This is a genomic window from Gaetbulibacter sp. M240 (genome assembly GCF_043876815.1).
Lineage (GTDB): Bacteria > Bacteroidota > Bacteroidia > Flavobacteriales > Flavobacteriaceae > Gaetbulibacter_A.
In genome coordinates, this window is record NZ_JBAWKA010000005.1 from 1 (window position 1) to 16,497 (window position 16,497).

A 16,497-nucleotide genomic window follows, 5' to 3' on the forward strand; every position below is an offset into this window, starting at 1 on the left:
GGATTCATGGCATCACTTCCTATTTTAACAGCCGTTTTTGCATTTAAATTGTTAGCCGTGTAATCTGTAGTTTCGTCTAATGTTACTGCTGGTAATCCGGTAATTTTACTGGCCGGAATAGCAGCTGGCAAACGATCTACAGAAAGTGTCCCTGTGGTAACACCTGAAATATCAAAATCTAACCCGGTTACCGTAGCACCGGTAAAATCAACCGTGGTTCCTGAAGCAAAATCCGCTCCAGTACTGGAAAGCGTTATATTCGGATTCATGGCATCACTTCCTATTTTAACAGCCGTTTTTGCATTTAAATTGTTAGCCGTGTAATCTGTAGTTTCGTCCAATGTTACCACTGGTAATCCGGTAATTTTACTGGCCGGAATAGCAGCTGGCAAACGATCTACTGAAAGTGTCCCTGTGGTAACACCTGAAATATCAAAATCTAACCCGGTTACCGTAGCACCGGTAAAATCAACCGTGGTTCCTGAAGCAAAATCCGCTCCAGTACTGGAAAGCGTTATATTCGGATTCATGGCATCACTTCCTATTTTAACAGCCGTTTTTGCATTTAAATTGTTAGCCGTGTAATCTGTAGTTTCGTCTAATGTTACTGCTGGTAATCCCGTTACGTTAGCACCTGTAAAGTCAACTGTTGTGCCAGATGCAAAGTTTGCGCCGGCTTTAAAGGAAGCCAAACCAGCACTACTAAAATCTACATTTTTATTAGCAAAATAAGCTGAGCCATCAGTATCCAAAACAGATAGTTTACTATTGTTTAAAGTTATTTTACCATCTGTTATTTTAATTTCAGCTTTAGTACCGTTATTTAAAAGGACAATTTTTGAATTTGCAAAAGTACCAGAACCATATTGGTTAATACTCCAACTATAATTAGTCCCTCTAACTTCATTGTTAAATAATATTTTTTTATTAAAAATTGAAGTCCCTGGTCCTGTGAGGATTATATCGGGATTGTTTGGATCATTCCCTATGATTTTTAGAGAATCATTTACTTTTACTTTGTCGTAGGTAACCTGTTGAGCGTTAAGATTAACGCCCACAAATAGAGCAAATACTAGCCCCAGAAACAGGTTTTTTTTAAACTGTGTTGTTCTTAGCCGTGCGCCATGACACAGCATTAAATTAATTTTTTTCATGATTTGTTGTTTAGGTTATTTTTAGTTAGATTTTCGAGCTCCGGTTTTAACTCTTTTTTTGGTTTAAACAGGGTCTCATTTAATTAATTAAAAATGACGAGCAGAATAAAAAGGAATCCATATAATAAAAAGATTGTGAAACTATTTGGGTTTGTTTTTTTACGATCTCTTTAAGTAAGTAGGTCTTATTTTTTCGTTATATCATTTTATATCGATTACAACAAGGAATACTCAAATCCCTTTAATAATTCACTATTTTAAGTTTTGGAGGTTTTGAAAACACTTACTATGATTGCAAAAATCATAGTGTGTAAACATGGAGGTTAATAATTCAAAAGATTTGTTTTTTTCCGGCTTACTTCTTTAACAATTAAAACTTTTACATTTTGAAAGAAACAAGTCAGTTTGATTAAAAATAATTTCAATCATTAGATTATTCTTTTGAATGGAGTAAAACTATATCAGATTGCTTTATAAAAAAATTAAGATGTACTTTAAATTAGATATTTATTTTTTAATAAACTGATAATCAATATTTTAATTTGAAGAAAAATTGTTAATTTTTAAAAATGATGTAGTAATGATGTGGTAAAAAAAAGGTAATTTACTAACAAAATGGGTTAAAATAGCATAAGAAAGTTGTGTAATTTCACCTCGGTTTCGAGGTTTAACTTTTTTCTTAATCGATATCGATGTATCTCTACACCACGCGTTGTAATATTCATAAGTTGCGCTATTTCCTTAGAACATAATCCTGTTTTAATAAAGGCACATAGTTTTAAATCTTTTTTGGTAAGACATGGGTATGAAGCCAGTAGCTTGGAAAAGAATTCTTCATGCAACTCATTAAAGTTTCGTTCAAATATTAGCCAGTCCATTTCAGCAGCTTTTTTATTATTCGAAAAATCGATAAGCTTATTAGTTCTACTTTTATTTGGTGACACCTTTAGCAAACGTTTCAACTCGTTGCGCAATAGAATTATGGTTTCATTTTTTTTAATAAGTGTCGTAGCTGTTTGGTTTAATTCTTTTTTTCTGTATTCTATTTCCTTTTTTAAATTGTTCTTTTCCATGTGCTCAAGTTTGTTCATATTTTCTATTATTAAACTCTTTTTCTCCCTCAGTCGTTGCCTCCTCATTTTTAGTTTTAACATTCTATGATATACCTTAATGACAAAAACAATAAAAAATAAATAAAAAACAAGCATCAAGTTTGACAGATACCACGGCGGCAATACTCTTATTTTCAGTTTTTTATGATTACCCCTCGATGTTTTGGCAAAAGGATACAGAGTTAACTCGTAAGTTCCAGCATTTAAGTTATTAAGTTTTAAATTTCCATTTTCCAATTGACCCTTACGTTTCAGCTTGTTTTCGATGCTGTAAAAGATTTGTTCATTATATCCGAAAGGCAAATAAGCTTCAATAGATAAATGCCTAGATTCTTCAAAATGTAATTCAAGATTCATTTCCCCGGATATTGCGTAAGAACGTTTTGTTGTTTTGACTTTTACGATCTCAGGTTTTGGTGATTCGTCCTTTTTTGTTTTTGATTGGCGACGATTATAAAATGCAAAACCATCCTTAATCATAATTAAAAAGGTAGAATCCGAGACAGCCCTTACTTTTTTAAAATCAATTAAAGCTGTATTTTCAATACCAGGATCGGTTAAAGTATAGTCGTTAATTAAATTATGCTTCTTTCTATGAAAAATATTATCATGCCTTTCATCTAAAAACCATAGACCGTCGTTATCATTACCAACAATCATCTGTTTACCAAAATCCTTAAATGGCTGAAAAGCGCCTATGCTATCTTTATCATTATAATAAGTAAGCCATTCCCCCGAATTATATATTAGAATATTTTTATCCAAAGCATGTATGTAACTACGATACTCTGTCAGGTTTTTAATCCAGCTAAATGAAATTATTTTATTCACTTTATTTAGATGCTTATCGAAAAATATGCGATAAACTCCTTTATAAGGATTTGTAGCCCAGCAAACCGAATCTGATTCAAAAATGATATTATTAATTATGAGCGGGACATTTTTAATAGGTTTAGAGTTCCAAATGCCATCTTTAAACTGAAGCTTATTAATACCATAATAAGTCCCTTGGACATATAAATTATTTTTACCCGGTACTCTAACCGTTTTAAAAACGCCGTTATTCGATGTTTTTATTAAGACTCTTTCGCCTTCTATTATAAAGCAGCCATTGTTATGGCCAACGATTACTTGATTATTCATAACTTTTAAATCCCAGGCCTGTCCCTCTGTACCTTCAATTAAGGTTAACTCTTTTTTAGTACCAAGCACATAAACCCCTGTATTACTAGCTAAATAGTATTTAGACTTAAAATATAATATGTCATAAACAGTTCCCAACTTTCCTGTAATATCTCTGTAAAAACTTAAGGGCGAATCAATATTTATTTTGGTAATTCCGGTATCTAAAGCAGCCCAAAGATTTCCATGATTGAAATTAAGATCGTGAACAACGTTATTTTCTAAACCATAGGTTTTTATTATTTTTTTGAATGAATTATCCTTTAGATTATAGAGCACCACACCTTCTTTTAAGGTGCCAAAAGCCAAGCAGTTTTGATCTATAAATACTACCTTGTTCAATACCGCTGTCTTTAAGAGAGTATTTAAATCATCGCCAAGATTTCGTAGTGCTCCATCGGAATATATATAACCTCCAAATTGAGGTGAATAAAAAAACAAATTATTCTTTTTTGTGGCAACCAATTCGGCTTTGGTTGTTACTTTGGAAGTGTTGGATAACTCAAAATTAATAAGGTTTCCATCTTTTAGTTCTTGTAATCCTTCAAGTCTGTTTCCGAATATCAGCTTGTTTTTATATGTCGCTATTGAAGTTACACCAAAACTATTTTTTATATATTCAATAGGCTTACCCTCAGTGTATTTATAGACCCCCCTCGCAAAAGACATAAAATAAATTGCGCTGTTAAAACTTGTTATTTCCCAGAATTGCTCGTTTTGGAATTTTTGGATTTTTTCCTTAGGCCCGGATAAAGACGTATAATATAGTGCTCCAGTTGTATTTTTTTTCCAAACCCCAAACTCCTCATAAGAACCAGTAAATATCATGTTATTATAGCATAGAACAGACCGGACAATAGTTTTATCGGGTAGCTCATAAAGTTGCCAGGATTGCCCATTATATACTAATAATCCTTTATTATTTGCAATATAAACCACTCCCTTATTATCAATATCTATACCCCAATTTTGCCTATTCGCATTGTAGTCTTGCGGCGTAAAATTCTCCATCTTGGGCAAAATAGGTTGTGCTATTGCCGCCTTATTTAAGATTAAAAAAGCAACTGTAAAAACGATATTTAGAATGAAAAACTTCGCCGTTTGGGTTTCGCTATTTTGAATCACTTTTTAATTGGTTTTAGTTTCTCAAAGGTTTTTAAACCTTTAATCTTTCTTAATAACTATTTAAACCAAATGGATAGCTTCCTTTAATTCTACACTATAATAAAATGTTCATATATCATTTTAGCCTCGGAAAAGGGGTCTTTCCAAGGAGATTAGGTGAAACTTCCTAATATAAACCTCAACGGTCTTTAATGCACTTTTTGATTATGTTGATATAACTAAGAATTTAAAGCCACGGAAGATCCAACGCTAAGCCCCCTTTTTATGTCCTGTTGTGTGGTCCATAAAAATTGAGGGGTCTATAAACTGAAGCGCAACCAAATAAACACCATCCGTAAAACTTTCTGCGGTAAGAAGTATGCGTCTACCTTATATTATTAAAGCATAAAATACTTTAAATGACGTGTACATCAGTAAATGAGATTGCTTCCGAATAAAAAAGAACCTTACAATTAAAGTAGATCCTTGATGAGGGAAATTCTTAAGCTTTTTTCCATAATCAAATAGTAGGTCAATGAAATGTTTTTAGAACAATTTACAATTAATTAATTTTTAGTAGAACCAGGGCTATTAATACATTTTCGGAATAATTCATCCAAAAAAGATTAAAATGGTTTTTTAAATATAATAAAAATAAATTAAACCAAAATGCGCCAGAATTGAGCAACAAGAAAGGTTACAACAAAACCTAATATCACAGGCATTATGGAGGCGACTAGGGTCCACTTCACACTTTTGGTTTCCTTGTAAATTGTATAGATTGTTGTACTACAGGGATTATGGAGTAAGCTAAACAACATCAAATTGATTGCTGTTAATAAAGTCCAGCCTCCCGCGCGTAACAGATCGCCGGTCGCATTCATAGAATCCAGTTCAAACATTACTCCTGCACCATTTCCTACAGAGATTCCGGTAACTAAAACAGTAAGCATCATTATTGTTGGAATGACAATTTCATTAGCAGGAATGGCTACAATATAGGCTAATAAAATAACCCCATTCAAACCCAACAAATAACCAAACGGATTAAAAGAATCTATAAGAATAGCTGCAATGCTTTCACCTCCCAAATGGATGTTTGAGATCAACCAGATTACAGCACCTGCAGGGGCGGCAAATACTATGGCTCTCCAAAGCACGATTATAGTTCTATCGATCAAAGACGTATAAAGTGTCTTCCAAAATCGTGGCGGGCGATAGGGGGGTAATTCCAAATGAAATGTTGAAACTTCACCTTTTAAAACCGTTCGAGACAGAGTCCAGGATGTTCCAAACATAAAGGCCAAGCCTAAAACAGCAATACCAATCACCGCTAATAAAGAAACCAAACTTGACATCCCTTCAGGCGCCACAGCACCAATAAAAATAGTAGCAATCAGGATTTGGGTAGGCCATCGCCCATTACACAGGGAAAAGTTATTGGTGATAATAGCAATTAATCGTTCTCTGGGGCTATCAATAATTCGCGTTGCCACGACTCCGGCCGCATTACAACCAAAACCCATACTCATAGTTAAGGCTTGTTTGCCATGGGCTCCTGAACGTTTAAACAGACTATCTAAATTGAAAGCAACGCGAGGTAAGTATCCAAAATCTTCCAGTAAGGTGAACAAGGGAAAAAATATTGCCATAGGTGGAAGCATAACAGCAATAACCCAGGCCACTGCCAGATACACCCCATCAATTAAAAAACCATCTAGCCACCAGGGCATGTTAATACTCGCTGCTCCACTTTTAAGTATAGGGTGCAGCTTATCTAAAAGTAATTCCGCCAAAAGCGACGATGGATAATTAGCCCCAATGATAGTGATCCACAGCACTACGCCAAGGATCAGAAACATGATTGGGAATCCGAAGATTTTACTGGTTACAATTTTATCGATCTCGGCATCAAGCCGAAATCGTTTTTTAGATTGCTGATTGCTTACTGTGCCTTTTACAATATCGGCTGCATCTGCATAAATACTTTCGGTGAGCGTATCGTGAAAATCGTCACCAATTTGCCAGCGCAGTTCGTTGGACAGTTCAATTATATGATCTACGTTTTTATCACTCATTTTTTAGTTTTAAACAAATTCGCCTTTTTTCAAAGCATTAATAATTTGGGTGTCTCCTTCCAGTAATCGAAAGGCAATCCAACGACTGTTAGGAATATTCGGAAAGGATTCCTTTACCTTTTCAGCAAGTTTATTCACGGCCGACTCCACATTAGCTGGTACGTTTTTAATTCGGTGTGGCTTGCATTCGATCGTTCCATTGGCGATACCACTAATCGTTTGAATTAACTCAGAAATTCCCTTATTGTACCTCGCACTTGTTGGCACCACAGGGATCCCAAGATCACGGGCCAACGTACGTATATCAATTGAGATGTCATTACGCTCAGCTTCATCCATAAGATTAAGGCATAGTACCGCTTTATCTGTAATCTCGAGTATTTGTAGTACCAAATTAAGGTTACGCTCCAATCGGTTGGCATCCGCAACAATTACCGTAACATTTGGTTTTCCAAAAAGGATAAAATCACGTGCTGCCTGCTCATCTTCAGAGGTCGATAACAAGGAATAAGTTCCCGGGAGATCAACCAATTTATATTTCATGTTATTATATTGAAAACCACCTTCAGCCCGAGTCACTGTTTTACCGGGCCAGTTACCTGTATGTTGTCGCAGGCCGGTTAAGGCATTAAAAACGGTGCTTTTTCCGGTATTCGGATTACCGGCCAGTGCCACGACAAAATCGACATGGTCTGTTTGAACACCCATGCGTTTTAAGCCATTAGCATTAAAATGCTCACAGGTATCGCAAGCACTTTTTATTTTTGGGTCCATAATTAATACTTTTTAATTAAAATTTTTGCAGCCTGATCTTTCCGTAAAGCAATTGATGTCCCTTTAATCAGATAGGCATTCGGCTCACTAAGTGGATTCAAAAGATCTATCTTGATATCAGCACCCTTTACAAAGCCAAGATCAAGTAATCGACGACGCGCTTCTCCTCTGCTTTCCTTCGAAATACCAATAATTTTAGCCGTTTCATTTTCTTTTAAACTTGACAATCTAACAAGATTATCTTCAACTTCAAGAACCTTTTCTAAAGGTGCTACTGTAAGGTTAGCTGCTACTATGGGCGCCAACTTAAAAATCTCACCCTCTGATTCAAAAGAAATTCGCGTAGCGTTATTTTCGATCACTTTTAAAATAGAGCCGATATGAATATTTTCCGCTAGGATTTGTTTATAAATCACATCAGGTTCATCTTCAATATGCGTGATCCTACCTATGGTATTCACAGATAAAAGTGGTAATTCCTCACCCTTTATTTCAGCCATTCTTCCAGTTTGTGTGGGAATAGGGTCGCCATGTGGATCGAATTTTGGATGTCCCAAATGCGCTGCTAAAATATTAGTTTCATCATAACTTAACTGATGCTCCATGGCCTCAGCGCGATCATGCCATTCGGATTTACTGAAACCCGTTTTATCGGCTAAATATCTTTCCCACAAACGGTGCACTCTTACAATTCTTAAAGCATATTCCCTACCTTTTTCTGAGAGTTTCAAAATATCCTTTTCAAAAAAGATCAGATCACTTACTGTCATTTTTTTTATAACCTCTACCACGCGATGATGGTTATAATTTATCATTTGAACCAGAGTTTTCATATCCACTTTGTTTCCTGAATTCTCAAAATGATACAATTGTTTAAGGATGTCTTCAATAATAATCTTTTCGTTATTTTTAAAATTCTTTTTCAAGACCCAAAACCAACCATGGACCGGACGGAATAGCACAAACAACACCACCACGATGGCGAAAAACAATAAAAGCGCTGTAAGAGGATTGTAGTTTTCCATCACATTTGTTTTAAGTATAAATTTTGAGCGACTTCTTTTGAGATCACCATTTTTTGCGAATTGGTCTCGATTGTAAGTGAATTGTCAAATGGTTCATAATCCAATACCGTTATTTTATCGCCTAAAGCCAGATCATTCTTGTTTAAATATTTTAAAAAGGCATCCGCAGAATCTTTTACAAAGCATAAAACGCCTGTCTTTCCGGTTTCAATATCAAAAATGTTAACACTCTTCATAGGCGCATAATTTCCATCCTTGTCTGGAATCGGATCCCCGTGAGGATCATGCGTTGGAAAGCCTAAAAAGGCATCCAGTTCATTCACCAGCTTTAAAGATTTTACATGTTCTAATTGCTCAGCTACATCATGAACCTCATCCCATGAAAAGTGCAATTTATCCACAAGAAAAACTTCCCAAAGACGATGTTTTCGGATTACTAAAGCTGCAGCTAAACGGCCTTTTTCTGTTAAACTAACCCCCTGATATCTCACATGATTTACAAGCTCTTTTTCTGCCAGTTTTTTAACCATATCCGTAACCGAAGACGCTTTCGAATCTACTTTATTCGCAATGGCGTTGGTGCTCACAGAAATAGTACCCTGTTTCCCTAACTGGTAAATGGCCTTTAAATAATTTTCCTCCGATAAGGTCGTCATAATACTTCTTTGTCGTACAAATGTACAAAGGTTTACAACTGTATAAAAATATTTTTAGGATAATCTAAAATTAATTTTTTGTTTATAGAATAAAGATAATGTTCAAAATAAAGTTGTACTTTAACACCTGATTAATACCACCTTAAAAAAACTCCATTAATTGCATTAAGAACAAGCATGCGTGAAAATAAACGCTGTTAATTTTAGTAATTTGGTATTGACTTTTAAGCCGTTATAAAAATAAAACCGTTTTGGCCCAACATAACCTACTTGGCAAAAAAGGCGAAGATCTCGCTGTAGACTTCCTTATTAATAAAGGCTATATTATTCTGGATCGCAATTATCGCTACGAAAGAGCGGAAGTAGATATTATAGCAAAAAAAGATCAAACACTGGCTGTGATCGAGGTAAAAACCCGTTCAACAACTGATTTTGGCAATCCACAAGATTTTGTAAAACCCAAGCAAATTGAACGTTTGGTGAATGCGGTAGACGCCTATATTACCTCTAACCTTTTAGATTTTGAGGTCCGTTTTGATATTATTGCTATCATAAGGTCCGGTGATCAATATGATATTGAGCATCTTGAGAACGCTTTTTATCATTTTTAAAAAACCCTTTTTGAAATCTATTCTGAGGGCATTCCTTGTAAATCAAAAAATTCTTCTAAATCTTCAAGTGTATTAGGCTTACTAATGATGTGCTTTCCCTTATCAAGTATAAAATAGGTTGGTGTTGCTCTAACGCCATAAATATTTCCAATTTCATTATCCCAATGGCCCGCACCGTATACATGAATAAAATCAGGGAATCGTTGTTTTACCTTTTCCCAATTCCCGGGCCCATCTTCCAGTCCGATAGCTATCACCTTTACATCAGGTCTGTTTTTGATATATCTGGCAAAATTAGGCAGCTCATTTAAACAGTGAGCACAAGTACTACTCCAAAAGACCACGACGTACTGTTTAGCCAAATTTAGGTCACTTAAATTCTTAGTTACTTTTTTGCCATTTTGAGTCATCTCAATAGAAAAATCAGGAGCTTTTTCACCAATACCAGTATTGATCAACACCATGAGATCACGGATTAATTGCTGATCATTAAGCTCTACAGCAATATCCATCAGGTAGGTTTCAGCAATGTAATTGGCTACCTTATCCTGACCTAAGTCCTTAAATTGCTCCCACAAATCCACCAATAAAATACGTTTAGCCTTAATAGGTAAATCGGTTTTCATGGCCGCATAAAATCTATCAATATTCTTTTTGTAATTAGCGACTTCATCAATGCCATCAGGACGCATACCGAAAACGTAATTCAACATACGCTCTTGCAGAAAACTAGAGCTCTGTAAAATAGGATTTTTGAAGTTTACGTGATCAAAATAATGGGTTTTCAAATTACTCACGTAGGTTGAAATATTCTCGTACTTTTTAGGGATATAAGGTTTATTGGCTTTTATAAAATGCGATACGATCATACCATTCGCTTTTTTTTCATAGGCCTCTTGCATCTCGCGCTGATTTTTAAAAATAGCTCTGATTGCCATAGTATCTTTTCGTTGTTCACGGTAATAATTACTAATACTTTGTGTTACGGAATACAGGCTATTCGTGTATGCGCTAAGAAGTTTATTTTCTTCAGATTTAATAAATTTTAACCCCGTTTCGGAATTGAAGGTAAGTTCGATATCTTCTTTGCCGTTGTAGATCACATCAAAATTGTAATCTTCTTGCGGTACGGCATAAACAATTCGGTAAATTCCTGCTGTGGCAGTCGAATCCAAAGCAAATTGGAAAACACCATTTTTATCTACTTTAGTATTATTGAGGTAATTCGATAAGGTTGGTGTCACTTTGTAAAGTAACACGACCTTATAATCCTGAGGCGGGGAAAAGGTGCCTTTAATGGTATGCTGGGCAAATAACATACCGGGTAATAAAAGGAGGTTGATAATAAATTTATGTAACATAAGTATGAGGGTTTTATACATTAGGTCATTATGGGGTTTAAGACCTTAAGCACTTGTTTTACAGAGTTTATAGATTCAAAAGTAAGCAATAATCGCAAACCTTTACGTGTTTGTTTCTCTTTCATTTTACAAACCGACGGATTTGTTTGCACGTATTGCAATACTCTGGTGAAATTACTACTTTGATAAAACCTACTTTGTTGATCATGAATAAAATACCCCACCAATTTCCGGTGCTTCATTACGACTTTTTCAAAGCCTATTTTTGTGGCCAGCCACTTGATTTTAACACTATCAAGTAAATCTTCCACCTGAGTTGGTAACGGGCCAAAACGGTCTATGAGTTCCTTTTCAAAGGCTTCCAGCTCCTGTTCGGTTTTCACATTATTCAGCTGCGTATATAAATTCAAACGCTCTGCAATGTTGTTCACATAATCATCTGGGAACAACAATTCGAAGTCGCTATCAATAGTAACGTCTTTTACATACACTTTATTAGTTTCATCCTCATTATAAAGATCTTTGAATTCATTTTCTTTAAGCTCTTCAATAGCCTCATTAAGAATCTTTTGATAGGTATCGAACCCAATTTCGTTAATGAATCCACTTTGCTCTCCACCCAGCAAATCACCGGCTCCACGAATTTCTAAATCTTTCATGGCGATGTTAAAACCACTGCCTAAAGCGGTAAATTGTTCCAATGCGGTGATGCGTTTTCGGGCATCGTCCGTCATGGCTGAATATTCCGGAGTAATAAAATAGCAAAAGGCTTTTTTATTGCTTCGCCCTACACGACCGCGCATTTGATGCAGATCGCTCAAGCCAAAATTATTAGCATTATTTATAAAAATGGTGTTGGCGTTGGGTACATCCAAACCACTTTCTACAATGGTTGTACTCACTAATACGTCAAACTCTCCATTGATAAAGGCCAACATAAGTTGCTCCAGCTTTTTCCCCTCCATTTGACCATGACCAATACCAATTTTGGCATCGGGCACCAAACGCTGTAACATCCCGGCAACTTCTTTGATATTTTCAATCCGGTTATGGATGAAGAAAATTTGACCGCCACGCTGGATCTCATAACTAATGGCATCACGAATGGTAGCTTCGTTAAACCGGATCACATGACTTTCAATAGGATATCGGTTCGGTGGTGGCGTGGTGATAACCGAAAGATCCCGAGCCGCCATTAAACTGAATTGCAGGGTACGCGGAATAGGGGTTGCGGTTAAGGTCAACACATCCACATTTTCTTTTATGGTCTTTAATTTTTCTTTCACGGCCACACCAAACTTTTGTTCTTCATCAACAATAAGTAGGCCTAAGTCTTTAAATTTTACATTTTTATTCACCAATTGATGCGTCCCGATAATTATATCTACAGAACCCTGCTCTAAACCTTCCAGGGTTTCTCGTTTTTCTTTAGCCGTTCGAAAGCGATTCACATACTCTACCGTTACGGGAAACTCTTTAAGACGCTCTTTGAAGGTTCGGGAATGTTGGTACGCTAAAATGGTCGTTGGTACTAAAACAGCTACTTGTTTTCCATTGTCTACAGCTTTAAACGCAGCGCGAATAGCTACCTCAGTCTTTCCAAACCCAACATCACCACACACCAGGCGATCCATAGGACGTTCACTTTCCATATCGGCTTTAATATCGGCTGTGGCCGTACTTTGGTCCGGCGTATCTTCATAAATAAAGGAGGCTTCCAACTCGTGTTGCATATAGCTGTCGGGGTTATACTGGTAGCCTTTTTTAGTTTTTCGTTTGGCGTACAATTTAATCAGGTTGAAGGCCACATTTTTTACCCGCGCTTTAGTTTTTTGTTTCAGCGTTTTCCATGCGTTGCTACCTAGTTTGTAAATTTTAGGTGGCTTGCCATCTTTGCCATTGAACTTGGTGATCTTATGCAGCGAGTGAATACTGAGATACAACACATCCCGTTCGCCATAAATGAGTTTTATAGCTTCTTGCTTCTTGCCTTCAACATCAATTTTTTTAAGTCCGCCAAATCGACCAATACCATGATCGATATGCGTTACATAATCGCCAATATCCAGATTGGTAAGTTCTTTAAGGGTAATGGCCTGTTTTTTTGCATAGCCATTCTTGATATGGAACTTATGGTAGCGTTCAAAGATTTGATGATCGGTGTAGCAGACCATTTTGTTATCATGGTCCACAAAACCCTGATGCAAGGATAAAATAACGGTCTTATATTCTTTGACATCCAGATGGGCATCGTCAAAAATATCATGAAACCGTTTGGCCTGCTGTTCGCTTATACAGGCAATATAATTGGTATAACCTTTTTCGTGGTTGGCGTTCAAATCTTCAATAAGTAAATTGAACTGTTTATTGAAAGCCGGTTGTGGCGTGGTATTAAACGCGATCTTTTTTGTTATATCGCCTATGGCGGAATTATTTTTTGAGGATCCAAAATTAACAAGCGTGAACCCTTCAAGTTGTTCCCTTAACAATTCAGAATTACAGAAAAGCGCTGAAGGTTTTGAATGTTTGATGTCGCCGGAAAGGTTTTTATAGGCCTCTTCGGCTTTGGTATAAAATTCATCGATACGTGCAAAAAGAAGATTGGGATTCTTCAAACAGACCACCGTTTTTTGAGCAATGTATTTTAAAAAACTTTGCCGACTTTCCTGAACCATTTTATTGGCCACATTGGGGATGATATTGATCTTTTTGATCTGGTCTATCGATAGCTGCGTTTCCACATCGAAGGTTCGAATACTATCAACCTCATCACCAAAAAACTCAATACGGTAAGGCTCATCGTGTGAAAATGAGAACACATCTACAATACCACCACGCACGGAAAACTCGCCAGGCTCGGTAACGAAATCGACACGTTTGAATTTATATTCGAAAAGCACCTCATTCACAAAATCGATAGATAACTGATCGTTCACCGAAATTTTCAGGGTGTTACGCTCCAATTCCTTACGCGTCACCACCTGCTCGAACAAGGCATCGGGATAGGTAACAATTATTGCCGGTTTTCTTTGCGAATTGATACGGTTAAGGACCTCGGCGCGAAGTAGCACATTGGCATTATCGGTTTCCTCGATCTCATAAGGGCGGCGGTAACTGCCCGGATAGAACAGGACATTGTTTTCGTTACATAGCTGTTCAAGATCGTTCAGGTAAAAGGCGGCTTCTTCCTTATCATCAAACACCATCAAAAAAGGCTTGTCTGTTTGTTTAAAAACGTTGGAGATAACAAAGGATAATGCAGAGCCTGTTAGACCGGTAAGCGCTAATTTTGGTGTGGTTTTTTGGGATTGGGCAATAGCCATCTGCAGATTTTGCAATTGCAAAGCCTGTTGATAGGTTTGAGAGATCAGGGTTTTACTCACCTATGCTTTTTTTAGTGCTGCAAATATACGGTTTGCTTACTGGGTTTTAAAAGGTTTTATAAGAGTTTTTTTGAGATTCTTCGCTGCATTTCATTTCGCTCTGAATGACAAATGAAATTTCGTCATTACAAGGAAGAATAAAGACGTAATCTCTTCATTTGAAATCCTGTTTGAAAGATTGCTTCATTTCACTCGCAATGACGAATGGTATGTCATTCAGAAGGTACGCAGTGACTGAAGAATCTCTATGTACGTCATTTCGAGGAGCAAGGCGACGTGGTAATCTCTTGAAACAAATTCCTATTAGCAGATTGCTTCGCTTTGCTCGCAATGACGGTATCACATTAGGATTATGGCCTCGGCAAGATTGATTTCCGTTTTGAAATAACCCGAAACTAGCAAAAAAGCTCGCGTTAGGGATAGTAGCGGAAAGCCCGCAGCGAGGCACGAGCGAGGACTTGCAGCGAATAGCGCGACCCGAAGGGAAACGCCAAAAAAACTGAATTATATCAGTTTAAAATTTTAAAAATTTATGTAGGTTTGTAGCAAATTAAAACAAGTTTATGTCGTTTTCAGATTTATTTGATGGTGGGTTTAAAGAGCGTAATAAGGATCATTTTGCAGCGATCGTTCGTGTTGCTATGGATGATGGCATTATTACTCCTGATGAGCAGGCTTTTTTGGACCGTTTGGCTCGTAATTTAGAAATTAACGAGTCTGAGTATAAGGAAATTTTAAAGGATTATAATTCGCACCCAATTAATCCACCGGTGTCTTACGATAACCGTTTAGAGCGCTTATACGATTTGGTGCGTATGGTACATGTTGACCAAATTAATGGTGATCCGGAACACCGGCTTTTAAATAAAATTGGGGTTGGCTTAGGGTTTCATGCGGTTAATGTGAAATACATTATGGATAAAGCTTTAACCTTGGTTGGCAATGGTGCTGATCTGGATACCTTTATGCAGCAAATTAAGAATATGAACAGGTAATAGCTCTGTTGCGAATACATATTGAAGGCGCCTTTTTTGGCGCTTTTTTTATTTAAAAGAAGAGGTTTTGAGCCAGTCGAAAAGTATTGGCGTGAGCTTCGATAATGACTTTGATATCTTTGGAATATCCACCACCCATGGAGCACATTACCGGAATATTTTTGGTTTTGCAAGTTTGAAGCACATAACGGTCGCGCTCTTTACATCCTTCGGGCGTGAGAGCGAGTTTGCCCAGTTTATCGGATGCTAAAACATCGACACCGGAAAGGTAATAGATGAAATCGGGTTGTTGGGTTTCGATCAATTCGGGTAAGGTGCTTTTTAGGATTTGCAGATAGGTATGGTCATCTGTTTCGTTTTCCAACGGAATATCAAGATCGCTTTGTTCTTTTTTAAACGGATAGTTCCCTTTTCCATGCATGGAAAAGGTAAATACGCGCGGCTCGTTTTGAAAGATCTCAGCCGTGCCGTTGCCCTGATGCACATCCAGATCAACAATAAGGATTTTTTTGGCTTTTCCGGTATCGAGTAGATATCGGGCGCCAATGGCCTGATCGTTGAGTAGACAAAACGCTTCACCCCTATCAGAATAAGCATGATGTGTGCCTCCCGCGATATTCATGGCAATACCATATTGAAGCGCATAATCACTGGCTTTTATGGTGCCATCGGCAATGATGATCTCGCGTTTTACTAGTGCTTCGCTTAAGGGGAACCCGATTTTTCGAGCAGCCCTTTTGTTTAAACTTAGGTCTTGTAAATGGCGGTAATAATCCTCGGTATGAACCTTTAATATGTGTTGGTCTTCAGGAATTTCGGGAGTGAAAAAATGGTCTTTATTACAAGTGCCTTCATGTAAAAGCTGCTGTGGCAAAAGTTCATATTTTACCATAGGAAAACGATGCCCTTCCGGAAGTGGATGTTTATAAATAGGATGATAAGCAATTTTTAGCATGGAAAATACCAACCAATTTTGGATAACACTTTTTTTGCGAAATTACTAAAAAGAAAAAGGGTCGCATCAAAAAGATGCAACCCCAAGTAAATTTATTTAAAAAAATC

9 protein-coding genes and 1 pseudogene are annotated in these 16,497 nt (G+C 36.8%); 2 read left to right on the forward strand and 8 right to left on the reverse strand.

Annotation, left to right across the window (positions count from 1 at the left end):
- The 5 genes and pseudogenes from V8G61_RS13130 to V8G61_RS13150 all read right to left on the reverse strand — a co-directional run.
- A partial coding sequence (locus tag V8G61_RS13130; protein ID WP_394876301.1) for a hypothetical protein occupies positions 1–1,154 on the reverse strand: 1,154 nt, incomplete at its 3' end.
- A gap of 620 nt (positions 1,155–1,774) precedes the next feature.
- Complete coding sequence (locus tag V8G61_RS13135; RefSeq protein ID WP_394876302.1) at positions 1,775–4,573, reverse strand: LuxR C-terminal-related transcriptional regulator; 2,799 nt, start codon at positions 4,571–4,573, stop codon at positions 1,775–1,777.
- A gap of 638 nt (positions 4,574–5,211) precedes the next feature.
- Positions 5,212–7,392: pseudogene (gene feoB / locus V8G61_RS13140) on the reverse strand (ferrous iron transport protein B).
- Positions 7,393–7,406: 14 nt separating this feature from the next.
- Positions 7,407–8,429, reverse strand: a complete 1,023-nt coding sequence (locus V8G61_RS13145) for a DtxR family transcriptional regulator (protein ID WP_394876303.1) — start codon at positions 8,427–8,429, stop codon at positions 7,407–7,409.
- Positions 8,429–9,085 carry a metal-dependent transcriptional regulator gene (locus V8G61_RS13150; protein ID WP_394876305.1) on the reverse strand — a complete coding sequence of 219 codons (657 nt, stop codon included), beginning with the start codon at positions 9,083–9,085 and terminating at the stop codon, positions 8,429–8,431. Before V8G61_RS13150 ends, V8G61_RS13145 begins: the two co-directional genes overlap by 1 nt.
- Before the next feature lie 251 nt (positions 9,086–9,336).
- Here V8G61_RS13150 and V8G61_RS13155 point away from each other — a divergent pair, with 251 nt between their 5' ends.
- Positions 9,337–9,696: a YraN family protein gene (locus V8G61_RS13155; RefSeq protein ID WP_394876306.1), complete on the forward strand. Its 360-nt coding sequence runs from the start codon at positions 9,337–9,339 to the stop codon at positions 9,694–9,696.
- A 17-nt stretch (positions 9,697–9,713) separates the two neighbouring features.
- Here the strand turns inward: V8G61_RS13155 and V8G61_RS13160 are convergent, their stop codons facing one another.
- Both V8G61_RS13160 and mfd read right to left on the reverse strand, forming a co-directional pair.
- Positions 9,714–11,057, reverse strand: coding sequence for a TlpA family protein disulfide reductase (locus V8G61_RS13160; RefSeq protein WP_394876308.1), 1,344 nt, complete (start codon positions 11,055–11,057; stop codon positions 9,714–9,716).
- Positions 11,058–11,077: 20 nt separating this feature from the next.
- The gene (mfd, locus tag V8G61_RS13165; protein WP_394876309.1) at positions 11,078–14,440 is read right to left on the reverse strand and encodes a transcription-repair coupling factor; all 3,363 of its coding nucleotides are present in this window, start codon (positions 14,438–14,440) and stop codon (positions 11,078–11,080) included.
- 563 nt (positions 14,441–15,003) lie between these two features.
- Between mfd and V8G61_RS13170 the strand changes: the two genes are divergently transcribed.
- Positions 15,004–15,435 carry a TerB family tellurite resistance protein gene (locus tag V8G61_RS13170; RefSeq protein ID WP_394876311.1) on the forward strand — a complete coding sequence of 144 codons (432 nt, stop codon included), beginning with the start codon at positions 15,004–15,006 and terminating at the stop codon, positions 15,433–15,435.
- Between the two features lie 52 nt (positions 15,436–15,487).
- Here V8G61_RS13170 and V8G61_RS13175 read toward each other — a convergent pair whose 3' ends face one another.
- Complete coding sequence (locus V8G61_RS13175) at positions 15,488–16,390, reverse strand: histone deacetylase (RefSeq protein WP_394876313.1); 903 nt, start codon at positions 16,388–16,390, stop codon at positions 15,488–15,490.
- Between the last annotated feature and the right edge of the window lie 107 nt (positions 16,391–16,497).

Bases quoted from the DNA above. Each gene is read 5' to 3' on its own strand.
- V8G61_RS13150 (WP_394876305.1), bottom strand. From the start codon at position 9,085: ATGACGACCTTATCGGAGGAAAATTATTTAAAGGCCATTTACCAGTTA.
- V8G61_RS13145 (WP_394876303.1), bottom strand. From the start codon at position 8,429: ATGGAAAACTACAATCCTCTTACAGCGCTTTTATTGTTTTTCGCCATC.
- V8G61_RS13175 (WP_394876313.1), bottom strand. From the start codon at position 16,390: ATGCTAAAAATTGCTTATCATCCTATTTATAAACATCCACTTCCGGAA.
- V8G61_RS13160 (WP_394876308.1), bottom strand. From the start codon at position 11,057: ATGTTACATAAATTTATTATCAACCTCCTTTTATTACCCGGTATGTTA.
- V8G61_RS13170 (WP_394876311.1), top strand. From the start codon at position 15,004: ATGTCGTTTTCAGATTTATTTGATGGTGGGTTTAAAGAGCGTAATAAG.